At 37.3% G+C, this 23404-nt stretch carries 21 protein-coding genes and 1 pseudogene; 15 read left to right on the forward strand and 7 right to left on the reverse strand.

The features are described from left to right. Positions 1-39 precede the first annotated feature (39 nt). The 3 genes and pseudogenes from lptB to ABJ974_RS04260 form a co-directional block, all read left to right on the forward strand. A pseudogene (lptB, locus tag ABJ974_RS04250) lies at positions 40-765 on the forward strand (LPS export ABC transporter ATP-binding protein); the annotation flags it as partial. 506 nt (positions 766-1271) lie between these two features. Next, entirely contained in the window at positions 1272-2999 is a 1728-nt protein-coding gene (locus ABJ974_RS04255) for an ABC transporter ATP-binding protein (RefSeq protein WP_419870944.1), read from the forward strand. Further along, complete coding sequence (locus tag ABJ974_RS04260) at positions 2999-3955, forward strand: helix-turn-helix transcriptional regulator (RefSeq protein ID WP_419870146.1); 957 nt, start codon at positions 2999-3001, stop codon at positions 3953-3955. The genes ABJ974_RS04255 and ABJ974_RS04260 overlap by 1 nt, the downstream gene beginning before the upstream one ends. A 56-nt stretch (positions 3956-4011) precedes the next feature. On the opposite strand, the gene ABJ974_RS04265 is transcribed toward ABJ974_RS04260, so the two are convergent. Next, entirely contained in the window at positions 4012-4491 is a 480-nt protein-coding gene (locus ABJ974_RS04265) for a DinB family protein (RefSeq protein WP_419870147.1), read from the reverse strand. Between the two features lie 216 nt (positions 4492-4707). Between ABJ974_RS04265 and cmoA the strand changes: the two genes are divergently transcribed. The 6 genes from cmoA to ABJ974_RS04295 all read left to right on the forward strand — a co-directional run bounded on the left by cmoA (position 4708) and on the right by ABJ974_RS04295 (position 9839). Beyond that, complete coding sequence (gene cmoA, locus ABJ974_RS04270) at positions 4708-5448, forward strand: carboxy-S-adenosyl-L-methionine synthase CmoA (protein WP_419870148.1); 741 nt, start codon at positions 4708-4710, stop codon at positions 5446-5448. Further along, positions 5445-6167 carry a methyltransferase family protein gene (locus tag ABJ974_RS04275; protein WP_419870149.1) on the forward strand — a complete coding sequence of 241 codons (723 nt, stop codon included), beginning with the start codon at positions 5445-5447 and terminating at the stop codon, positions 6165-6167. Before cmoA ends, ABJ974_RS04275 begins: the two co-directional genes overlap by 4 nt. Positions 6168-6231: 64 nt before the next feature. Further along, on the forward strand, positions 6232-6804 hold the full coding sequence (locus ABJ974_RS04280; RefSeq protein ID WP_419870150.1) for a cob(I)yrinic acid a,c-diamide adenosyltransferase: 573 nt from the start codon (positions 6232-6234) through the stop codon (positions 6802-6804). Further along, on the forward strand, positions 6791-7414 hold the full coding sequence (locus tag ABJ974_RS04285) for a thiamine diphosphokinase (RefSeq protein WP_419870151.1): 624 nt from the start codon (positions 6791-6793) through the stop codon (positions 7412-7414). Before ABJ974_RS04280 ends, ABJ974_RS04285 begins: the two co-directional genes overlap by 14 nt. 16 nt (positions 7415-7430) lie before the next feature. Then, positions 7431-8306 carry a tyrosine-protein phosphatase gene (locus ABJ974_RS04290; protein ID WP_419870152.1) on the forward strand — a complete coding sequence of 292 codons (876 nt, stop codon included), beginning with the start codon at positions 7431-7433 and terminating at the stop codon, positions 8304-8306. Between the two features lie 135 nt (positions 8307-8441). After that, entirely contained in the window at positions 8442-9839 is a 1398-nt protein-coding gene (locus tag ABJ974_RS04295; RefSeq protein WP_419870153.1) for a type III PLP-dependent enzyme domain-containing protein, read from the forward strand. A 34-nt stretch (positions 9840-9873) separates the two neighbouring features. Here ABJ974_RS04295 and ABJ974_RS04300 read toward each other — a convergent pair whose 3' ends face one another. Then, positions 9874-10536 carry an HAD family hydrolase gene (locus ABJ974_RS04300; RefSeq protein ID WP_419870154.1) on the reverse strand — a complete coding sequence of 221 codons (663 nt, stop codon included), beginning with the start codon at positions 10534-10536 and terminating at the stop codon, positions 9874-9876. Between the two features lie 129 nt (positions 10537-10665). Between ABJ974_RS04300 and speB the strand changes: the two genes are divergently transcribed. From speB to ABJ974_RS04315, 3 genes are all read left to right on the forward strand, one after another. After that, positions 10666-11523: an agmatinase gene (gene speB / locus ABJ974_RS04305; RefSeq protein WP_419870155.1), complete on the forward strand. Its 858-nt coding sequence runs from the start codon at positions 10666-10668 to the stop codon at positions 11521-11523. Positions 11524-11594: 71 nt separating this feature from the next. Beyond that, positions 11595-12449: a bifunctional helix-turn-helix domain-containing protein/methylated-DNA--[protein]-cysteine S-methyltransferase gene (locus ABJ974_RS04310; RefSeq protein ID WP_419870156.1), complete on the forward strand. Its 855-nt coding sequence runs from the start codon at positions 11595-11597 to the stop codon at positions 12447-12449. 30 nt (positions 12450-12479) lie between these two features. Then, positions 12480-13088 carry an alpha-ketoglutarate-dependent dioxygenase AlkB family protein gene (locus ABJ974_RS04315; protein WP_419870157.1) on the forward strand — a complete coding sequence of 203 codons (609 nt, stop codon included), beginning with the start codon at positions 12480-12482 and terminating at the stop codon, positions 13086-13088. Positions 13089-13665: 577 nt separating this feature from the next. Here ABJ974_RS04315 and ABJ974_RS04320 read toward each other — a convergent pair. The 3 genes from ABJ974_RS04320 to ABJ974_RS04330 all read right to left on the reverse strand — a co-directional run bounded on the left by ABJ974_RS04320 (position 13666) and on the right by ABJ974_RS04330 (position 16576). Then, the gene (locus ABJ974_RS04320; protein ID WP_419870158.1) at positions 13666-15522 is read right to left on the reverse strand and encodes a CocE/NonD family hydrolase; all 1857 of its coding nucleotides are present in this window, start codon (positions 15520-15522) and stop codon (positions 13666-13668) included. 145 nt (positions 15523-15667) lie between these two features. Continuing rightward, a complete protein-coding gene (locus tag ABJ974_RS04325; RefSeq protein ID WP_419870159.1) occupies positions 15668-16087 on the reverse strand; it encodes an SH3 domain-containing protein in 420 nt (139 codons plus the stop codon). 6 nt (positions 16088-16093) lie between these two features. After that, the gene (locus tag ABJ974_RS04330) at positions 16094-16576 is read right to left on the reverse strand and encodes a BON domain-containing protein (protein ID WP_419870160.1); all 483 of its coding nucleotides are present in this window, start codon (positions 16574-16576) and stop codon (positions 16094-16096) included. Positions 16577-16789: 213 nt separating this feature from the next. On the opposite strand from ABJ974_RS04330, the gene ABJ974_RS04335 reads away from it, so the two are divergent. Continuing rightward, positions 16790-18040: a dicarboxylate/amino acid:cation symporter gene (locus ABJ974_RS04335; RefSeq protein WP_419870161.1), complete on the forward strand. Its 1251-nt coding sequence runs from the start codon at positions 16790-16792 to the stop codon at positions 18038-18040. A gap of 80 nt (positions 18041-18120) precedes the next feature. Here the strand turns inward: ABJ974_RS04335 and ABJ974_RS04340 are convergent, their stop codons facing one another. Then, the gene (locus tag ABJ974_RS04340; RefSeq protein WP_419870162.1) at positions 18121-20922 is read right to left on the reverse strand and encodes a GH92 family glycosyl hydrolase; all 2802 of its coding nucleotides are present in this window, start codon (positions 20920-20922) and stop codon (positions 18121-18123) included. 127 nt (positions 20923-21049) lie between these two features. On the opposite strand from ABJ974_RS04340, the gene ABJ974_RS04345 reads away from it, so the two are divergent. Together ABJ974_RS04345 and ABJ974_RS04350 are read left to right on the forward strand one after the other, a co-directional pair. Further along, on the forward strand, positions 21050-22153 hold the full coding sequence (locus tag ABJ974_RS04345) for an Mrp/NBP35 family ATP-binding protein (RefSeq protein ID WP_419870163.1): 1104 nt from the start codon (positions 21050-21052) through the stop codon (positions 22151-22153). 36 nt (positions 22154-22189) lie between these two features. Further along, on the forward strand, positions 22190-22438 hold the full coding sequence (locus ABJ974_RS04350; RefSeq protein ID WP_419870164.1) for a NifU family protein: 249 nt from the start codon (positions 22190-22192) through the stop codon (positions 22436-22438). Positions 22439-22669: 231 nt separating this feature from the next. Here ABJ974_RS04350 and ABJ974_RS04355 read toward each other — a convergent pair whose 3' ends face one another. Further along, positions 22670-23329, reverse strand: coding sequence for an NAD-dependent epimerase/dehydratase family protein (locus tag ABJ974_RS04355; RefSeq protein WP_419870165.1), 660 nt, complete (start codon positions 23327-23329; stop codon positions 22670-22672). Between the last annotated feature and the right edge of the window lie 75 nt (positions 23330-23404).

The following is a 23404-nucleotide window of genomic DNA, read 5'->3' on the forward strand; positions in this document are numbered from 1 at the left end:
TTGATATAAATAAGTTTATATTTTTGATATATTTGCTCCATGATTTTACGAGGAGAAAACTTAATCAAGGAATACGGTCCTAAAAAAGTTGTAAAAGGAGTTTCCGTGCAGGTTCAGCAAGGTGAAATTGTTGGGTTGCTGGGTCCGAATGGAGCCGGTAAAACCACATCGTTTTATATGATTGTAGGATTGGTTAAGCCTACTTCCGGTAGAATATTTCTGGATAAACAGGAAATTACAACCGATGCAATGTATAGAAGGGCCCAGAAGGGAATCGGTTACCTTGCCCAGGAAGCCTCTGTTTTCAGAAAACTTTCCGTGGAGGAAAACATCATGGGAGTTTTGCAGCTCACCAAGCTGTCTAAGCGTGAACAGCAAATCAAATGTGATGAGCTTATAGAAGAATTTTCCTTGCAGCATGTCCGTAAGAACAGGGGAGACCTCCTCTCCGGTGGTGAAAGACGTAGAACGGAGATCGCACGATGTCTTGCCACAAGCCCGAATTTTATTCTTCTCGATGAGCCTTTTGCCGGAGTGGATCCCATTGCTGTAGAAGATATTCAAAAAATTGTAAGAAGCCTTGTAGATAAAAATATCGGAATACTGATTACCGACCATAATGTACAGCAAACCCTTGCTATTACTAATAAAACCTATATTATGTTCGAAGGAAGGATCTTAAAGGAAGGCCTTCCGGAAGATCTGGCCAACGATCCGCAGGTGAGAGAAGCCTATCTGGGAGAAAACTTCGTATATCAGAGTATTCTGGATAAGCCTAAAAAGAAAAAATACGCCTATAATATCTGGGCCGGAAATTTTGATTCCAAATCTCAGTTTCAGGGTTTTGTAGATGATAATTTCTCTCAGTTTGATGATCTGAGACTTTTATATGGCTTTGAGGAAATAAGTTTTGCTTCATTAGCCAATTCAGAAATAGAACATATTTTTTCCGATGTAGTGGATAAAAATGCCAATAATTCATTCCTGTTCCAGCGAAAGGAAATTTCTTCCCAGTATACCATAGAACAGGCAGAAGCTGAATCCGCCGCCGCCGGTAAAGCAGAATTACACTATCTCACCACTTATTTATACGAATCTTAAATTAAAAGCAAAAAGATCATTTGCTTACAATGATAATAAAACGTACCTTTTTCTCTTAAAACGGTACGTTTTTTAGTTGAATATATTCCATGGCAAAACCTTTTAACAGAACAATCACCTTTCTGGGGATTTATAAACAGCTGGTTCCATTTATCAGACCTTACCGTTTAATGATTTACGGAACCTTATTTCTTACTTTTTTAGGAGCACTTGCAGCGCAGGTCAACCCGATCGTATTAAAATATACGGTGGATGAAGTTACAGAACTTACTCATCTTCCGCATCCGATGTCGGAAGGAATCCATATCCTGGTGATTATTTCCATTATTTTGCTTGGCAAAGAACTTTTAAATATCTTTATCAATTTCGGACAGAAATTCTATGGAGAGAAAATCAGAATTAATGTAAGTTCCGTGTTGGCACAGTCTGCCATTGATAAAATCCTGACTTACAGGGTGTCTTATTTTAATGATGAAAACCATGAATCCGGAAAATTGCAGATAAGAATTGACCGCGGTATTGAAAGTTTAACGAAGCTGGTTCAGAATTTTTTTATAGACATTCTTCCGCTTTTCTCCAATGCGATTATTGCACTGATCATTATGTATATGCAAAATGTATATGTAGGGTTGGTTTCTACTATTATTGTCCCGATTTATTTTTATGTAAGTTCATTACAGGCCAAAAAATTATCAGGAGTTCGCCGTCAGCTGAGAAATCAGAGAGAGCAGAAGACTTCAGGATTATTAAATCTGATCAATTCCATTATGGTGATCAAAAGTTTTGTCCGGGAAAAATTTGAAGGTAAAAAACAGTATGATTTGCAGATGCAGTTGATGGAAAGCCAGATGTTCACGCGAAAAACCAACTTCATTTATGACGGGCTCAAAACCTTTATTGAACAGTTTGGAGTAGTACTTATTATCCTTTTAACCGTTTACCTTGTATTGGACCAGCAAATGACCATTGGAGCAATCATGCTGCATATTATGTTATTTAATAATGTTTCCGCCCCTATCCGCCAGCTACACCGTATTTATGATGATATGAACGATGCCATGATCTATGCGGAAGGGTATTTTGATATACTGAATGCTGATGATGAAACCGAACAGAACGGAACCTTTGTAGAAAAAGAAATCAAAGGCAAATTTGAATTAAAAAATGTCAACTTTTCTTATCCTAACGGAACCCAGGCCCTTCATGATGTTTCCATGACCATTGAAAACGGTAAAACGACGGCATTGGTTGGATTGAGTGGAGCCGGAAAGTCTACGGTGATTAATCTATTATGTAAATTTTATCTTCCCGATTCCGGAGAAATTTTATTAGACAATGTAAGCTTAAATGAGTATGACAATACTTTTTTAAGAAATGATTTAGGTCTTGTTCTTCAGAGAAACCATATTTTCCAGGGAAGTATTGAAGATAATATCCGTTATGGAAACATGAATGCCAGCTTTGAAGAAATTCAGGAGGCTGCAAAAAAAGCCTATCTGCATGATCAGGTTATGGATTTACCGGATCAGTATCTGCACGATGCTACCCAGCTTTCGGGAGGTCAGCAGCAGAGAATAGCTATTGCCAGGTTATTTTTAAAAGATCCGCCTATTATTTTCCTGGATGAGCCTACTGCAAGCCTGGATGCCATCGCAACAGAACAGATTAAAAATTCTTTGGATGCCATAAAAGAAGGCCGTACGGTAGTCATTATTTCCCATTCCTTATCTCAGATTTTGGATTCGGATATCATCTACGTGATGAAAAAAGGAAGAGTCGTTGAAAACGGAACTCATGATGAGCTGTATGAAAAAGACGGAACTTACCGCGAAATTTTTGACGCTTCGGCAAGAAGTCTTAATTTGGACCGTTTGGTTAAAACTTACAAAGAAGATTAATGAATGACCATTATCTTAAAAAACTGGATAGAGTAACAGCAATCCTTACCCAGCTTCAATCAAGACCGTTGGTAAGGGCGCAGGATCTGGCAGAAAAGTTCGAAGTCAGTATCCGGACTATTTACCGCGATATAAAAACACTGGAAAATGCGGGGATTCCTATTGTAGGGGAAGCCGGAAGCGGATATTCCCTTATGGATGGCTACAGGCTGCCTCCGGTGATGTTCACCAAAGAAGAGGTCCTGAGCTTTATTACAGCAGAAAAGCTGATGCAGAAGTTTTCCCATCAGAGCTTGGGAATCCATTATCAGTCGGCTATGGGAAAGGTTCGTTCCGTATTGCGGTATTCGGATAAAGATATGATTCAGAATGTTGAAAAGCAGATTGATGTTTTCAATTATCATGCTCCCACAGAAACGGAAGTTATCAAAAATGTTCTGCCTACTATTCTGGAAAGTATAGCGGAAAAGCGACAGCTCATCATAGAATACAGGGATATAAATTCTGAAATTTCGACCCGCACGATAGAAGCAGTAGGAGTGTTTTTTGAATTTAATTGCTGGTATATTATGGCTTTCTGTACCTTGAGAAATGATTTCAGACAGTTCAGGGTAGACCGCATTCTGAAAATCTCCAAAACCTTTCAGTCATTTTCTCAGGAATACGGTAAAATAGATGATTACAGGAGGAAAACTGCTAAAAATCCTACAAGGGTAAAGCTTTTAGTCAACAAGGAAGTGATGATGTATCTTACCAATTCCAAGAAATACTACGGGCTGGTTGAGGAGGAAGAAACGGAACAAGGAGTTTTGCTGACTTTTGAAACGGAATGGAGCCATGATGGATTTCCTCGATGGCTGCTTACCTTTGCGGACTATGCAACCATACTGGAACCCGAGATTCTTAAAGTGAAATTGAATGAGATTCTCACCAAAATTTCAAACAGACACCAATAAACCCCAAACCATAGGCTGGGGTTGACTCTAATTTGAATGAAGAAAAAAATTAAGACTTAAAATCTCTCCCAAAAGAAAGGCGGCTCGATACCCAGGGCTCGCAGGTATGCATACCCCTGTCCGCGGTGATGAACTTCATTATCGATAAAATAAAGGATATTCTGATAAACAGGAAATTCATACTGTCCGAATAGGTTGAAAGATTCCTGGAAACGTTCTTCGGAAATCTGATTAAAATAGTGGTTGATGACCTCTGTTTCTTCATCCCATTTTTTTAAAATTTCCTCTTTTGTTTTAGGAGTGAAGGCTTCCTCGTCATAGGCTTTTTCATTTTTCTCTACGATACCTTTTACTGCAGGTCCTCCGATACTTATAAGCTCTACGGCCAGTTTGGCAAAAGGTCTCATTCCACCTATTGAAAACTCAAACAGTTCTTTTTCCGGAAAAGCTTCAATCACCCTTCGGGTTAAATTTCTGTGTCCTTGCCAGTGTTCCAATAATTGTTCTGATGCGATGAATGGAATGGTTGTTGTCATAATGTTTTGTTTTTAAGTTTTTATTTCTGAAACAAATGTAAGACTGGTTTATGACAACAGCCTGTCAGTAGTTAATTTAACATAATAAAAAATATAATCTAAAATAATGTTAATCTTTAGATAAAAGTATAAATATTTTAAAATAATATAGATATTATAACGTTTTATATCTGAAATTTGACAATATTATTTACTACTTTTTAAAAATTTAGCTATATGTCCAAAGTAATTGATTCGGATGAGGTTTTCAAGGAAAAATTGGCAAACCTTTCAGATTTTGAATTTAACAACAAGGTGGCGGGCGTTTTTGATGATATGGTTAGCAGATCTGTGCCCTTTTATGATGAGATGCAGAGGTTAACCAGTGAATTGGCCGGAAATTATGCACAGCCCGGAACGCATGTATATGATCTGGGATGTTCCACAGGAACTACGATGCTTTTAATGGATAAAACAATAGAAGAAGCCATTACATTCGTTGGGATTGATGATTCGGAAGAAATGATCATAAAATGCAGGGAAAAGCTGGATAATTTTAAGCTGAACCGCAATATTGAACTTTTAGTAGCGGATCTCACCCAGGAGATTCCAGTGAAGAATGCTTCCGTAGTGGCAATGGTTTTGGTACTGCAATTTATCCGCCCGATTAATCGGTTGAGCATTGTGAAAAAAATCTTTGACGGAATGGTAAAAAACGGGGTGTTTATTCTTTTTGAAAAAATCCTGACCGAAGAAAAATCTTTTAACAGGGAGTTTATCGATCATTATTATGACTTCAAAAGAAGAAACGATTACAGCGAACTGGAAATTTCTCAAAAAAGGGAAGCCTTGGAAAATGTTCTGATCCCCTATAAAACCAGTGAAAATATTAATATGCTGAAAGAAGCGGGATTTGGAGAAGTAGAAGTGTTTTTTAAATGGTATAATTTCACAGGAATAATCGCTAAAAAATTATGATACAAATAGGTAACTTTTTCTTTAAATACAGAAATTTTCTTTTCATCATTCTGTATCTGCTTTTATTTATCCCTTCACCACCATTGTTTGGAGAGACCAGGTTTGGTCCCGGCCACTATTGGATTGCAATCATATCAGGACTTTCCATAACGGTTCTCGGGCAGTTGATAAGAGGCGGAACCATAGGATTAGCCTATATTGTAAGAGGTGGAAAAGATAAAAAGGTGTATGCGGACGGTTTGGTAACGGAAGGTATTTTTGATCATGTAAGAAATCCGTTATATGTAGGGAATATTCTGATGCTTTTGGGAGTAGGGATTCTGGCCAACTCTCTATGGTATACGGTTATTGTAATGCCGGTTTTCTTATTTATTTATCAATGCATAGTATTGGCGGAAGAAAATTTCTTAAGAAATAAATTTGGAGAGTCTTTCAATGAATATACAAGGAAAGTTCATCGTTGGATTCCTAAAGTTTCGGGATTGGGAAAGACCTTCGGATCAATGGAGTTTAAATGGAAACGGTGGCTCATCAAAGAATACAACACGCAGTTTGTCTGGCTTTGCGGAATTGTTTTAATTCTCTTATTCAAATATCCCCAGCTTACCAACGGAGACGATAGTTTCAGGAATATACTGGCCACTCTTTTTGTCCTCTTATTTGCAGGATATTATTTCGGGATAAGGTATATGAAAAAATCCGGCAGATGGGTAGCCTGATTTTATAGTATAAAAATCTATCAAAAGCGTTGTAGACTTTATCTGAAAAAAGTATTTTAGTATTATGAAAATTTATACTAAAACAGGAGATAAAGGTCAGACGGCACTTTATGGCGGAACAAGAGTATCCAAAGCCAGCGCAAGAGTAGAAAGTTATGGCAATATCGATGAGCTGAATGCATTTATCGGAATTGCCAAAAGCAATATTCATGACCCGGAAGTTTTGAATCAGCTGAAAAAAATTCAGTTTGATTTATTTACAGTAGGCTCCGAAGCAGCAACTCCCGTAGATAAATTAATGCTTGCCAATGGAAAATCAAGATTACCTTTAATCATTTCCGATACGGAGATTGAAGAGCTTGAAAAATGGATGGATGCTTTTGATGAGGAGCTGGAGCCGCTTCAGTTCTTTATACTTCCCGGCGGAGGGCAGACGGCAACATTCTTACATGCGGCAAGAACGATCTGCAGAAGAGCGGAGCGCTCTATGGTATTTCTTAATGAAACTGAAGAAGTACGTCCTGAGCTGATCAAATATCTTAACCGCCTTTCAGATTACCTGTTTGTATTGGCACGTTACGTTTCAAAACTGGATAACGAACCGGAAGAATACTGGAACCCTAATGAAAAAAGATAAAGCATTACTTTTCATTAATGGTGAGGCCCCGAAAGATTTTCCCAATATTTCCCATTATGGTCTGATCGCCTGTACAGACGGAGCTTTTCATTATTTAAAGGAAATGGGATTTCCCCTGGATAGGCTTGATTTTATTTCAGGAGATTTTGATTCGCATTCCGGTTCTGATGAAAATATTTATCAGGAAAAATTTATCTATACTCCGGATCAGGATAAAACTGATTTTCATAAAGCATTGGAAATTATTGAAGAAAAAGGCTGTACCGATATTGATGTTTTTGGAGCAAGCGGTGGAGAACAGGATCATTTTCTCGGAAACCTTACTGTGGCTTATCGTTTCAAGGATAAAATGAATATTAAATTTTATGATGAATTTTCAGAATATTACTTTATCCCTAAAAGCATTATTTTAAAAGGTATAAAGGGTAAAATGATTTCTTTATACCCCTTTCCGATGGTAGATCATATAACTACCCAAGGGCTGAACTGGCCTTTAAAGGATGGAAGCGCAAGTATGACCACCAAACTGCTGACCCGGAATTTTGCTTCAGAAGATGAAGTAAGTATCGAATACAAAACAGGCGATTTATTGATTTTTATTGGAAAGTAAACTAACATTGGAAATAGTGAGGTCAATCACAAAAATATCCGTACTTTTTATTTTACTGCTTGGATTTTATTCCTGCAAAACTCAAAAATTTGTTACACCAGAATATGGTAAGACTGTTTCCGAACCTTTAATGGAGGTTAAAAAAGTGTATAATTTCAGGACTGTTGAAAATATCAAAAATACAGAAGGACGAACTTTAAAAACGGGTATGCTTTACCGAAGCGGGCATTTACATAAACTTAAAAAGAGATCTTTCAAAAGCCTTGAAACATTAGGTATCAAAGAAATTATTGATCTGAGAAATACCAAAGAAATCACCAAACAGCCGGATCAACTCCCTGATGCTATCATTTACAAAAAATATTCGGCTTTCGAAGATGAAGGCGATCAATTGGCACAGGCTAAAAAATTGGTTTTAAAAGGAAAAGTAAATGGAGCCGATGCCGATAAAAGAATGCTGGATTTTTACAGGGAATATGTAGCAGAAAATCCCGAGGTGATTAAAACAATCATTATGGAAATCCTGGATTCGGATCATCCGGTTCTTTATCACTGTACGGCAGGAAAAGACAGGACGGGAATAATTACCGCTCTGATTCTAACGATCTTAAAATTTGATAAGGAAACCATTTACAACGAATACCTGCTATCCAATAATTACCGGGAAAACGTCATCATGAAAAGGCTCCATCTTGCCAATACCCTGCATTTTCTATATCCTAAAATGGATATCAACGTACTGGAAAAACTGAGCTGGGTAGAAAGTGATTATCTGGATTCCGCATTTGATGAAATCAATAAAGAATACGGATCGGTAGAGAATTATATCCATACTGCTTTAGGGATTTCTGATGAAAAAAGAGAATTATATATTCGTAAGTTTACCTACTGATTGTTAGTAACTCATTTACAGTTATTTTTTATTCAAAACAGGTCTCAAAAAATATATATAAATTTATAAGAGTTTTAACATCAAAAAATCAAACTTTTTTAGCAATTTTGCATTCCTAAATTCACCGGTTAAGAAATGAAGATAAAATACTCGGAACTTATTGATCAGACATTGTATTTTCCTACGGAAGAATTCAACGTTTCTGAGAACAATTTGTTGTTTCACGATATTCCTCTGATGGAAGTTGTGGAAAAGTTTGGCACTCCGCTAAAAATTAGTTACCTGCCAAGGATTTCTCAAAACATTCAGAAAGCCAAAAGTTGGTTTAAAGAAGCTTTTGAGAAAAATGAGTATAAGAAAAACTATACTTATTGTTACTGTACAAAGTCGAGTCATTTCAACTTTGTGATTGAAGAAGCCTTAAAGAATGATATTTCTATCGAAACTTCTTCAGCGTATGATATGGATATTGTGAAATCCCTTTATGAAAAAGAGAAAGTAGATAAGAATATCGAAGTGATCTGTAACGGATTCAAAACAGATGATTACCTGATGAAAATTTCAGAAATGATCAATAACGGTTTTGAAAATATTACCCCCATTCTGGATAACTACCGTGAATTGGATAAGCTTACGGAAAGTATAGATACCACCTTCAATATCGGGATCAGGATTGCTTCTGAAGAAGAGCCTAAATTCGAATTTTATACCTCAAGACTGGGTATAGGATATAAAGATATTATCCCTTATTACAGCCAGAAAATTGCTGAGCATCCAAACGCAAGGCTGAAGATGCTTCACTTTTTCATTAATACGGGAATCAAAGACACTTCCTATTATTGGAATGAATTGTATAAATGTCTTCGTGTATACGCCCGTTTGAAGAAAATTGCCCCTGAAGTGGATTCATTGAATATCGGTGGAGGTTTTCCTATTAAAACATCTCTTAACTTTGATTATGACTACCAGTATATGGTAGAGGAGATCGTTTCCCAGATCAAAAAATTCTGTGAAGAAGAAGGAGTGGAAGAACCGAATATCTATACTGAATTCGGAAGCTTCACAGTGGGGGAAAGCGGTGCTAACCTTTATAAAATTATTTCTCAGAAACGTCAGAACGACAGGGAAAAATGGAATATGATCGATTCTTCTTTCATGACTACACTTCCTGATACATGGGCGATTTCCAGACACTTTATCATGCTCCCGCTTAACCGTTGGGATGATACCTATGAAAGGGTGTTTCTCGGAGGATTAACCTGTGATTCTGATGATTACTATAACTCTGAACAGCATACCAATGCGATTTACTTGCCGGTTTTCAGTGATACGAAGCCTTTGTATATAGGATTTTTCCATACAGGAGCTTATCAGGAAACGATAAGCGGATATGGTGGAGTTCATCACTGTCTGATGCCGCAGCCAAGACATATCTTGATTCAGAAAGATGAAAACGGGGATTTCCAATATGAAATTTTCCGTGAGAAGCAGGAACCGGAAGATATCTTAAAGCTTTTAGGATATACTCAATAAAAATAAAAGAGCCTTCAAATTGAGGGCTCTTTTTTTATTTAAAATAATCTGATATTTTATCTATTTCCAGTTCTGAATAATCTGAAACGGTAATATTAGCTAAAGCATAATCCTGATTTTTAGAATGTTTGCTTTTATACGCTGCACAGAAAATATCGGCTTTATGAGCCGCTAAAATTCCGTTAGTGGAATCCTCAATTACCATACAGTTTTCATTAGGTTCATCGGCCATCTGGGCTGCCAGGAGAAAAATTTCAGGATGAGGCTTGGATTCTTTTAAATCCGCACCGCTGATCTTTCCACTGAAATATTTTTCCAGACCGAACTTTTCAAAAACCATTTGAATAGTTGTCATACTTGCAGAAGAAGCTACAATAAGCTTTACATTATTTTCAAAATAATGTTCCATCAGCTTTCTGACTCCCGGAATAAGATCAAAATCGGCATCATTGTAAAAATAATCTTTAAAATAAGTTCTTTTGATCCGGGTAAGGTCTTCATGGGTATGGCTCAGGTCGAATTTTTCAATTAAGGTTTCACAAGCCTTTTTAGTAGAATATCCTGTAAAAGAAGTATATAAATCTTCCGAAACTTCAATTTCAAGATCATTAAACATTTTGAAATAAGCTTTTCTATGTAATGGTTCCGTATCTACAATCACTCCATCCATATCAAAGAGTACAGCTTTTAATGACATAACAAAATTTTCTGCAAAGATAAGTATTCGTAACCGGATTGGCTTTTCAGGGGGCAAATATTTCTAGGGAAGCCGATTTTCTGCGTATCTTTGTTCTATTATTTTAGTCTTTTAAATATTCAATATATTATGAAAACATACGCGGGAATACCGGAAGAAAATGCAACACTGGAAAACTCAAAAGTAATGTTGGTAACAGTTCCTTATGATGGGACTTCCACCTGGGGAAAAGGAGCGGATAAAGGCCCTGAATTATTTTTGGATGCTTCAGAAAATATGGAGCTCTATGATATCGAAACCGGTACGGAGCCTTATCTGGAAGGAGTATATCTTGCCGGAGAAATTTCTGAGAACTCTTCACCGGAAGCTATGACGGAAGCCGTATATCAGAAAACTAAAGAACTTCTTCAGAACGATGGGAAATTATTTACGCTTTTTGGAGGAGAGCATTCAGTGTCCATAGGTTCTATTCGCGCTATTGGAGAAAAGTATGAAAACCTGACCGTTTTACAGCTGGATGCCCACACCGATTTACGTCCAGAATTTCATGGTTCTACTTCCAATCATGCCTGTGCTGTTTTTGAAGCCAATCAGAAGCATAATCTCGTACAGGTGGGAATCCGTTCCATGGATGTTGAAGAAAATCAATATTTACCGGAAGGAAGAGTATTTTTTGCCCATCAGATTGCAGTAAATGAAAACTGGATCAATGATGTCCTGGAAAAGGTATCAGGAAATGTGTATATCACGATAGATCTTGATGCTTTTGATCCTTCGATTGCGCCGTCTACCGGAACTCCGGAGCCTGGAGGATTACAGTGGTATCCTACTTTGGAGCTGTTAAGAAAAGTATTTGAAAAATGCAATGTAGTAGCTTTTGATATTGTGGAGCTTATGGATTCACCGATGGCTAAGCCGTCTGCATTCCTGGCAGCCAAGCTTTATTATAAAATGCTGGCTTACTATCATATTTATAAAAACAATTAAATTAAATTCCGCAGGAATCGGATTTTTTCAACCGTATTTTCTTGGGAAATTTGTGAGGTAAAATAAAAGTTATGTCCACACAAAATCAGATAGATTATCACAGGATTGCCAAGGCGATAGAATATATCCGGACTCATTATCAGTTTCAGCCTGGTTTGGAGGAAATAGCGGAAAATGTACATCTGAGTCCTGCACATTTTCAGAAAATGTTTACGGACTGGGCGGGTACAAGTCCTAAAAAGTTTTTGCAGTTCATCAGTCTTGAGCATGCTAAAAACCTATTAAAGGAGGAAAAGGCAAGTTTATTTGATGCAGCTTATGAAACAGGACTTTCCAGTACAAGCAGGCTGCATGATTTATTTGTTACCATAGAAGGAATGTCTCCGGCCGAATATAAAAACGGAGGTAAAAATCTCGATATTAATTATCATTTTTCAGAAAGCCCGTTTGGAAATATAATGATCGCTTCCACAGAAAAAGGGATTTGCTATATGGCTTTTGAAATTAATAAAGAATCAGCATTGGGAAATCTGAAAGCTCAGTTTCCCAATGCTTCTTTTTCTGAAAAACAAGACCAGCTCCAGAGAAATGCGTTGTCCATTTTTGAAAAGGACTGGACAAGGCTGAACAATATTAAGCTTCATTTAAGAGGAACCGATTTTCAGCTTAAAGTATGGAAAAGTCTTTTATCCATTCCAATGGGCAAACTATCCACTTATGGAAACCTGGCCAGTAAGATTGAAAATCCTAAAGCTTCAAGAGCAGTAGGAACAGCAATAGGAAGCAATCCCGTAGCATTTCTTATTCCATGTCACAGGGTAATCCAGGCTTCCGGACATATTGGTGGATATAGATGGGGAAGTGAAAGAAAGCAGCTGATATTAGGATGGGAAAGCTCCCATATCTATTCCGGTGATGAAAATTAGACTTTTAAGATATTTAAAAATTAAATAGTAATGAGTTTATTTGAAGAAATATCAGATTTCCCGCTTAATATACTTCCGTCTGATGGTGTCGTTCATTATTATGGAAAGATCTTTTCCCAACAGAAATCAGACTCTTATTACAACTACTTACTTCACCAGATACCTTGGGAACATGATGAAGCGGTGATTTTTGGTAAATTAATTCTTACCAAAAGGAAGGTCGCGTGGTTTGGTGAAAAAGAATTTGAATATACTTATTCTAAAAGAAGTAAATATGCAAAACCATGGACTCCTGAACTTTTGGAATTAAAACAAAAATGTGAAGAGGTTTCGGGTGAAACTTATAATTCCTGCCTTTTGAATCTATATCATGATGGCAGTGAAGGAATGGCTTATCACAGCGATGGAGAGAAAGATTTAAAAAGGCATGGTGCCATTGCTTCCGTGACCTTTGGAGCGGAAAGGAAGTTTTTATTCAAGCATAAGCAGACCAAAGAAAAGGTTGAAATCTTTCTGGAAAACGGAAGTTTATTGGTGATGAAAGGGAGTACTCAGGATCATTGGCTTCATAGATTACCTCCGACGACTAAAATAAAAACTCCGAGAATCAATCTTACCTTTAGAACTATTGAAGAATAGGATATAATCCCAGGAACTTTATTTGCCATTTCCAAGCGGAATAATTTATTTACCTCCAAGTGTACATCTGTCATTCAGAACGGAGCATGGCGTAGTGAAGAATCTGAGGATTAAAAAGAGAAAGATTTCTCAGTCCACTTCGTTCCCTTCGAAATGACATAAGGTTAACATTTAATTCTATCGAATGGATTATCGTGAAACAATGGGTTCCTGGAAAAATAATAGTGAATTTTGCCTTTCAGTGGTTGCCTGTCATTCAGAACGGAGCATGGCGTAGTGAAGAATCTGAGGATTAAAAAGAGAAAAGATTTCTCAGTCCACTTCGTTCCCTTCGAAATGACATAAGGTTATCATTTAATTTTATTGAATGGATTATTATTAAATAATGAGTTCTGGGAAAAACAATAGTAAATTTTGCCTTTCAGTGATTGCCTGTCATTCAGAACGGAGCATAGTGTAGTGAAGAATCTGAGGATTAAAAGAGAAAGATTTCTCAGTCCACTTCGTTCCCTTCGAAATGACAGAAAGACTATCGGTTAAGTATATAAAAGGCTGCTCAGAAGAGCAGCCTTTACTTTTATTTTAATACTTCAACCTCAATCGAACTATCCTCAAACACTTTAATAAAAGCTTTCGTATAATCCACTTTAGTTGCCATATTGGGGTTATTCAAGAATTTTTGAGGGTTTACAGAGAAAAGCGGGAACCAGGTACTGCTGATCTGAATCTGTATTTTATGTCCTTTTTTAAAAGTATGCATCACATCCTGAAGTCTAAAGTTTACCGCAGTTTTTTGATTGGGAATCAAAGCTTCTCCCTTTTCTCTGGAATTTCGGAATCTTGCAGGCATAATTTCACTTCTTACCATCTGGTGGTAATTTCCATAAATAATACCGTCTCTTTTCTCCAGAGGGACAAAATCTTCGGGATATACATCAATTAACTTTACAGCAAAATCGGCATCGGTAGAAGTAGAAGCAATATTTAATTTAGCCATAATTTCTCCTGCCAGTGTGATGTCTTCAGTGAGTATATCGGTTGTGAAAGTAATAACATCAGGTCTGCCGGTAGCAAATCTCTGATCTTCTGACATATAGTTTCTTGGGGTAAACCCATTGAAATCTCTTAAATTGGAAGAGCTTGGTACCGGATTATCTGGGTCGCTGTAATATTCTGAAAACCCTGAACCAGCGGTATTTTTTAAGGTATTGTTAGCCAGGTAGAAATTGACTTTCTGTACATTTTTTGGTGGGTAAGTGGAAAATTCTTTCCATTCTTTGGATCCTGTGTCATACATAAGCGCTTCCGGTAAACCGGCATCCTGTTTTGTATTTCCTTTCAGATAATGGTTGAAAAATTTGGTTTCAATATTTTTTTGGTAATAGGTTGCAATGCTGTCTCCGAAATAAATATCATTATGAAAATGTTTTCCCATTTCGCGGGACCAACCGCCATGAGAAAACGGACCCATTACAATTGTGTTTTTAGCTTTAGGACTGTTCTTTTCGATGGTCTTGTAAATGTTGAGGGGACCGGATAGGTCTTCGGCATCATACCATCCTCCTACGGTCATTACAGCATGACTGATATTCTTAAGATGAGGTAAAAGGCTTCTTTTTTGCCAGAATTCATCATAGTTCGGATGATTCATAATTTCGGTCATGAAGAAATTGTCTTTATAATATTTTTCATAACCGTCTTTTAAGGTACCCATATCTTTATAAAATTTAAGACCATCCTCTGAAGTGGGTTTGATCATGGAATCTGTATACCAGGCTGTTTTTTCCGGTTTTGTTTTTTGAACTCCGAAAACAGGAAAGGTCCTGAAATATCCCATCATAAACTTGCCATTGTGAAGAAAGTCATCATTCCAGAAATCTGAAATAGGAGCTTGCGGTGAGGAAGCCACCAATGCCGGATGTTGGGATAATGTTCCTACTGCGGTATAGAAGCCGGGATAAGAAGTTCCGAACTGACCTACTTTACCATTGTTATATTGAATATTTTTAATAAGCCATTCTATCGTATCATATGTGTCGGTACTTTCATCCACATTTTTATTTCCTGTGTGGCTGACCTGTGGAGTCATATTGGTAAAGGTCCCTTCGCTCATATATCTTCCGCGGACATCCTGGTAAACAAAAATATATTTATCCTTCATCAGGTAATCATTAGGGCCAAGTTTTGTTTTGTATTCATTCTCCCCATAAGGTGCAATACTGTAACAGGTTCTTTGCATGAGCACCGGATATTTGTTTTTCCCTGAAATATCTTTGGGTATATAAATAGCGGTAAAAAGCTGTACGCCATCCCGCATTTTGATATATACTTCTTTTTTCGTGAAATTATCTTTTACAAAATTACTCTCCTTACTGCTTTGTGAATTTCCGAATATAAAAAAGAAAATAAATACAATTAAAATATGGACTTTCATAAATAAAATTTTGAGCGAATTTAAAAATAAAAATAGATTTCAATTAAATTAATTATGGTTATTTTATTATATAATTAAAGTTTTACGAAAAAAAAGTACCCTGAAATTATTTCAGGGTACTTTAATATGTTTAAAAATATCGAGATTACGCTCTCAAATATCTTGAATAAGCATATCCTTCCTGCCCGTCAGCAGTTTTTACTTTCCACCAGTCATCTGATGTCTGCTCGATTAATGTTACTGAAGAACCTTTAGCAGCTTTACCTACTACTGCAGCTTCAGTAGATGGCTCCTGTCTGATATTAAGGTTAGACTCTTCTGTAGCTACTGTAAGAGAAGCTCCGGAAGATAATCCTTCCACCTGTACATCAATATTGATATCAGAAGCAGAATAAGTAGAATCGATAGCTCCTAAAGCATTCCACACAGCATCTTTGGCCGCGGTATTGGAAGCGTTTCCCGAAACATAAAGTATTCCATCCTGTTCCTGAACCTGTAAATTTGAAATCCCTGCAGACTGAGCAGCAGAAACTACACTTGAATATTTATCTTGTAATGTACTCATCTTCAATTATTTTACTGTATAGTTATAATTTACTTTTCCTACTTTCAAAGCATCAACAGATTCTTTGATTTTTCTAGCCTGCTGAGGAGAAACATTTCCGGTAAGGGTAAGTTCTCCGTTTACAACTTCTACTTTTACAGATGGGAAATCTTTTACCGCATCCTGAACTTTTTGCTGAACTGCAGGATCTACCGCTGTTGTAGTAGCTACAGGAGCTTCTGCAGGAGCGATAGTAGACATATCCATTACATCTTTAATTCCATTTACTGCTTTCAACTGGGCAATCATAGCATCCTTAGACTGCTGATCAGCGAAAGTTCCACTTAGGTGAGCTACTCCGTCTTTTACTTCAACAGAAGCACCGGGATTAGACGTTACAATCGTAGTAGCCTGAGTTTGCAGATCTGCATCAGAAACTTTCTTTTTGCATGATACTGCTCCGAATGATACTGCCATTGCTAAGGCAGCCATTGCGATTGTTTTTTTCATAGAGTATTTATTTAATGTTTTTAATACTACCAAATTTAGTAATAAAATTTATACCAAAGAGGCAAAACAAGACTAAATATTTTGTAATTCCCATGCAAGGCGTTTGTATTCAGGGGTTTGTATTTTCTATATCTGAAAAAGGTTAAAAATTTAATAATGCACATGGATTTAATTAAAATTTTAAAACTATTATATTTGTGCAATTGATCAATTATGAAAGGACAAAATAAATTATTTGTAGCCATTATTATTGCCCTTATTCTGGGGGTAGTGATGGGTGGGATTGTACACATACAATATCCTGAGAGCGCAGGTTCGTTCTCCAATAATATCAAACTTCTCGGAACCGTTTTTATCAGACTTGTTCAGATGATCATTGCTCCGTTGGTATTTACTACCCTTGTGGTGGGAATTGCTAAAATGAGTGATATCAAAATGATCGGAAGGGTAGGAGGAAAGGCTATGCTATGGTTTATTTCTGCTTCCCTGGTTTCCCTTTTTATCGGGTTGATGCTCGTTAACTGGTTGGAGCCGGGGCATGTTACTAAATTACCTATACAGGATGCCACTTCCGCAGCAGATCTTTTAAAAAGCAGCAAAGGTTTCTCTCTTGAAGATTTTGTGAAGCACGTGGTTCCTAAAAGTATATTTGAAGCCTTTGCAACCAATGAAGTACTTCAGATTGTTGTTTTTTCCATTATGTTTGGAATTGCACTGGCTAATCTTGGGGATGAATATGCTCAGCCGGTTATTAAATTATTCGATATCATAGCCCATGCCATTCTTAAAATGGTGGGATATATCATGTGGTTCGCTCCTCTAGGTGTATTGGGGGCCATAGCAGCTGTAGTAGCTACCAATGGTTTTGAAATTTTCAAGGTATATGCAATTTACCTTAGGGATTTCTTCTTTGCATTGGGTGTCCTGTGGCTTGTATTATTATTGGTAGGATATTTTATTTTGGGGAACCGTCTTTTCGAATTGCTGAGAAGAATAAAAGAACCCTTGCTTATTGCGTTTTCTACCACAAGCTCAGAAGCGGTTTTTCCGAAGCTTGTAGAGGAACTGGAAAAGTTCGGGTGTAATAACAGGGTAGTATCCTTTATTTTACCGCTGGGATATTCTTTTAATCTTGACGGTAGTATGATGTATATGACGTTTGCATCTATATTCATTGCCCAGATCTATGGTATTGAAATGACTTTAGGACAGCAGATCATTATGCTTTTGGTTTTAATGCTGACCTCAAAAGGAATTGCGGGAGTACCAAGAGCTTCTTTGGTAATTATTGTAGCTACCTGTTCTATGTTTGGAATTCCACCGGAAGGGATTGCCCTTATTTTACCTATCGACCACTTCTGTGATATGGGAAGAAGCATGACCAATGTTTTAGGAAATGCCTTGGCTACATCAGCTGTTTCCAAATGGGAAGGCCAGCTTGATAGTCCGACTGAGCAGATATAAATAATAAAATATATTAAGCTTAATAAAAATCAAAATCCCTCCGAAAATTTCAGAGGGATTTTTTTATGGGTGAAGTTCAATTAGTTTATGGAGATTTCATCAATGAAGATATAAGCATCACCCCCTGCTCCCTGATGCCATGCCGGAAGCTTACCGAAGCAATAGGCTTTAACCTTTACAAAACGGGCTTCTGTAGGAAGCAGGTCTGTAACGAAATTTTCAATCTGGACTTTTTCATCTTTTGGATCAATGTTGTTTTCCAGTGTTTTCATAAGGATATAACTTTTACCGTCCATTGATGCATAGTATTCAACTTTTTTAGGGGCTAAAATCCATGCCCTGCTGTCCTGAAGGTAAGTGGAAGATATCTTTCTGATCTGCTGGGGAGATTTAAAATCAATGACGGCTTCAAAATCCTGTCCCTGATATCCCTGCCATTCTCCTTTTCGCCAGTTTGTAGCCCCTTTGATGCCATCTATAAGCGCAAATTTACTTCCTGCCGTATACTGGGGATTAACTGTTGAATTTACATTGATATCCCAATGATTGGGACGCTTATTGAAACGGGCGATTACTACTGCACTTTTTTCTTTATTTCTTTCAGAATAGGCCAAAACCTGTGTGGTTTTGCTTATTGTAAATGGTTCTTTATAGGTTTTAAATGATTTTTTTCCATTAGATTCACCTTCTTCCTGAGTGGTATAATATACTTTATCATTAGGATTAAGCGAAGTGATTTCCACTTGGGTAGAAAAATCAAAAAGACGGTCTGCTGAAATAACCGGTGCGGCAGTTTGTTCACTGTATTTAAAATCTTTGGCAGGCTGTATATTTTCAAATCCTAATTTTCGTAATTCTGCCTTTCCTGTATTTTTGGTGATAGTTCGTGTGGAGCCATCTTCCAGATGAATTATGATTTCATCAAAATAAGGAGTTGTCGTTTCCCATACAGGCAGTCCGGGAGTTACTGAGTAGATGCCCATTGAGCTTAAAATATACCATGCGCTCATCTGTCCACAATCTTCATTCCCGATCAATCCGTCCGGACTGTTTTTATAAAAATTGTCAAGGATGAATTTAATCTTTTCATCAGTTTTCTGAGGCTTATCTACGTAATTATAAAGATAGGCGATATGGTGACTGGGCTCATTTCCCTGGGCGTATTGTCCTATTAAGCCGGTAATATCCACCTGTTCCCTGCCGGTAGTAGTATCGGGAGCGGAAAATATACCATCAATGAACTTTTCAAATTCAGCTTTTCCTCCATGGGCGGAGATAAGTCCGGGAATATCCTGGGGCACAAAATAAGAATAATGCCATGAATTTCCTTCGGTATAGTTATTATTAACTTCCCTCGGATCAAAAGGAGAATACCAGTTTCCATTTTTTCTGGCCTGCATGAATCCGTTTTTAGGGTTGTATAAATTTTTCCAGTTTTGTGAGCGTTTCATGAAATATTGATAATCTTCTTTTTTGCCTAGAATCTTTGCCATTTGGGCAATACACCAGTCGTCATAAGCGTATTCCAGTGTTTTTGATACGCTTTCGTGCTCATCATCAATGCTGATGAAATTATTATGTTTATAGGCATCTAATCCGAAGATATCCAGCATGGCAGAATTTTTTGAGGCTTCAAAGGCTTTTTCATAATCAAAACCTTTGATTCCTTTTGCCATGGCATCGGCGATTACGGAAACGGCATGATATCCGATCATACATTCCGTTTCATTGGAAGCCAGCTCCCATACAGGAAGTTTACCACCCTGCTCATATTGTTTGATAAAGGTGTTGATAAAGTCGGAGGTTCTTTTTCTGTCAATTAAAGTCATAAGAGGATGTGCTCCCCTGAAGGTATCCCAAAGTGAAAACACCGAATAATAGCCGAAATTTTCTGCGGTATGGATTTTATTATCTCTTCCCCTGTATTTTCCATCTGTATCCATCGCAATATTAGGCTGGGTAAAAATGTGGTACAGCGCCGTATAAAAAACAGTAAGTTTATTTTTGTCCTCTGATTTTACTTCTATTTTGGAAAGTTCCCTGTTCCACTTTTCGTCGGCCTGCTTTCTTACGGCTTCAAAATCATTGGATTTTCCTTCTGCCAGCATATTTTTTTCAGCTCCTTCATAGGAAGTGGGAGAGAGGGCTACTTTTACATTAATTTTTTCGCCCTTTTTAACTGTTGTAGAAAAAGCAAGAGCGAGACGGGTTCCCGTGAAAATATTACCATCCTGCTGTCCGTTAACTTCTTTTTTAGAAATTTTCATAGGCCTGGAAAACTCAATCCTCGCATAGATATACTGATTGGTAGCCCAGGCTTCACTTCTTCTCAGCACCTCTATCGTTTTATCATCAATAATTTTTACTTCCCCTTCCAGCAGTTTATCCCTATGATTTAAATCTAAAATGATGTTGGCATTTCCTGCTTTGTTAAAAGTATATTCATGATAGCCTACCCTTTCCGTAGTGGTTAACCGGACATTGATATTATTTTTGTCCAGTTTTACCGAATAAAATCCGGCAGTGGCTTTTTCATTTTTATGCGAAAATTTGGAGGAATATTCTTTAGTCTGTAAGCTGGGGGTTCCCATCGTGGGCATCAGCATTATATCTCCGTAATCAGACACTCCTGTACCGTTGAGATGGGTATGGGAAAAACCATATATAACGGAATCTGAATAATGATATCCGCTACATCCGTCCCAGCTCCCGTCAATCCTTGTATCAGGGGAAAGCTGTACCATTCCGAAAGGAACTGTCGCTCCCGGAAAAGTGTGTCCATGTCCTCCGGTTCCTATGAATGGATTAACATATTGAGTATAATTTTGAGAAAAAAAATTATGAAATACTAATCCTAAAAGGAAAATAAATGTTTTTTTCATTTCAACAATTAAAATTTCTTAAAAGTACTATAAAATTTGATTTTGCAAAAGAATTTGTCTATGATTAAGTTTACTTATTCTAAATAGGTAAAATTTACGTAAATTTGTAGAATAATTTTAAAGATTTATGTTGACGAAAGAACAGGTTCAGGATTTTCTTAAGGAAATAGAAGTAGATGATCTAGTAAATAATCTGCAGATTATGGGTGATGATGTCTATATTGATATGACAGCTCATTCGCCGGCCATGCATGAGAAAAAGAAACTGGAAGCTGCTATGAAGCAGGCATTTACCAGTGAGTTTGGAGAAGATGTACATCTTAAACTTAAAATAGTTTCTCCGGAGCCGAGTGAGGTTCAACAGAGTCAGATTAAAGGAAAACAGATTCCAGGAATTCAGAATATTATCGCTATTGCTTCCGGAAAAGGAGGAGTAGGTAAGTCAACTGTTTCAGCCAACCTGGCCGTTACATTGGCTAAAATGGGGTTCAAAGTAGGTTTATTGGATGCCGATATTTACGGACCATCAGTTCCCACCATGTTTGATACAGAAGGGCAAAAGCCTATTTCCGTAGAGGTAGATGGTAAGAACCTTATGAAACCTATTGAAAATTATGGAGTAAAAATGCTTTCTATAGGATATTTCTCAGGAGCCAATCAGGCGGTAGTGTGGAGAGGGCCAATGGCTTCAAAAGCATTGAACCAGATGATCAGAGATGCTGCATGGGGAGAACTGGATTTCTTGCTAATTGATTTACCTCCGGGAACGGGGGACATTCATTTGTCAATTATACAGGAAGTTCCTGTAACAGGAGCGGTTATCGTAAGTACGCCGCAGCATGTTGCCCTGGCAGATGTAAGAAAAGGAATTGCAATGTTCCAAATGGAAAGTATTAACATCCCGGTTCTGGGGCTTGTGGAAAATATGGCTTATTTCACACCTGAAGAACTTCCTGACAACAAATACTATATCTTTGGAAATCAGGGAGCACAATACCTTGCGGATGATTTAGGGATTCCCGTATTGGGAGAAATTCCATTGATCCAAAGTATCAGAGAGGCCGGAGATGTAGGAAGACCTGCAGCTTTACAGGAAAATTCAAAGATTGCAGAAATCTATACGAAAACGGCGCAGAATATGGTGGAAAGCCTTGTAGAAAGAAATAAAAATCTTCCTCCGACAGAGGCTGTAAAAATCACTACAATGGCCGGATGTTCGCCTAAAAAATAAATCAGTTGTTAAAACCGAATCGAACCGAAAAAAAATATGGACACAAATATAACACACGAAGATACCGTAACAAGAGTGATGGAAGCCCTCGAAAGCATCCGTCCCTTTCTGAACAGAGACGGTGGGGATATTGAACTTATCGATGTAAAGGAAAACCAGGTTTTTGTAAAGCTTTTAGGAAACTGTTCCGGTTGTCCTGTCAATTTTTCAACATTAAAGCTGGGAGTGGAAAATACTATCAAGCAACATGCTCCTGAAATTGAAAGAGTGGTAAGTGTAGAGTAAAAAATAACAATATATATATTTTTTCAAGACAGGTATTTAGGCCTGTCTTTTTTTATGAAGCTTCCAAACAAAGCTTCAAAATTTTTTTATCCGATAAATTCTTACCGGAAGTTTAAATTTACTTGTAAAGACATGAAATTTAATGATGGCTCCGGAAGTATATAAATCCGGAAATGGCTATGATGATCAGGAATACTACGATTACCTGAACTATTCTTATGAGCATTTGTTTCATTGGGCCAGGTTTTTAATGTCTCTTATTTCTAACACATGGATAGGATATCCTTTGGTTACGGCATGGATCATTGCTTTTCCCACCTCATGTAAGGTTAAGGATTTTGAGGGCAAAAGAACAGGAAATAACCAGATAAAGGGTTTAAAAAACCACCTTACATTCACTTGTCCTTCTACGGGTTTCATAAAGCCCGGACGGAAGTTATAAACCGCCCTGAACGGTAATTTCATCAAATCATTTTCGGTCTTTCCTTTTACTCTTGCCCACATCACTCTGCCGGCTTCGGTACCATCTGTCTGACTTCCTGAAACATAATTAAAAACCATATCAGGATTTTGATGGAGCACCGCTTTTGCAAAATGAAGAGTAGTGTCGTAGGTGATGCGTGTATAGTCTTCTTCGCTCATTCCTATACTGCTGATTCCCGCACAGAAAAAACAGGCATCAAAACCTTTTAAATTTTCATCATTGTCAGTAAGGCTGAAAAAATCCGGTACTATATATTCTTTCAGCTTAGGATGTTTCTTACCCGAAGGCTTTCTGCTGATGCTTAAGATTTCAGAAATTGCGGGGTTTTCAAGACATTCCATCAATACACCTTCTCCTACCATTCCGGTAGCACCCGTAAGAATTATTTTGATCGGATTTATATTCATAATTGCAGATGATTTATAAGATGAAAAACGGATGATGGAATAAAATTACTTTAAATTTAAAAATAAAAAGCGAAA

Origin of the sequence: Chryseobacterium sp. CT-SW4 (assembly GCF_048572715.1) — a bacterium.
In the GTDB taxonomy this organism is placed as follows: Bacteria; Bacteroidota; Bacteroidia; order Flavobacteriales; family Weeksellaceae; genus Chryseobacterium.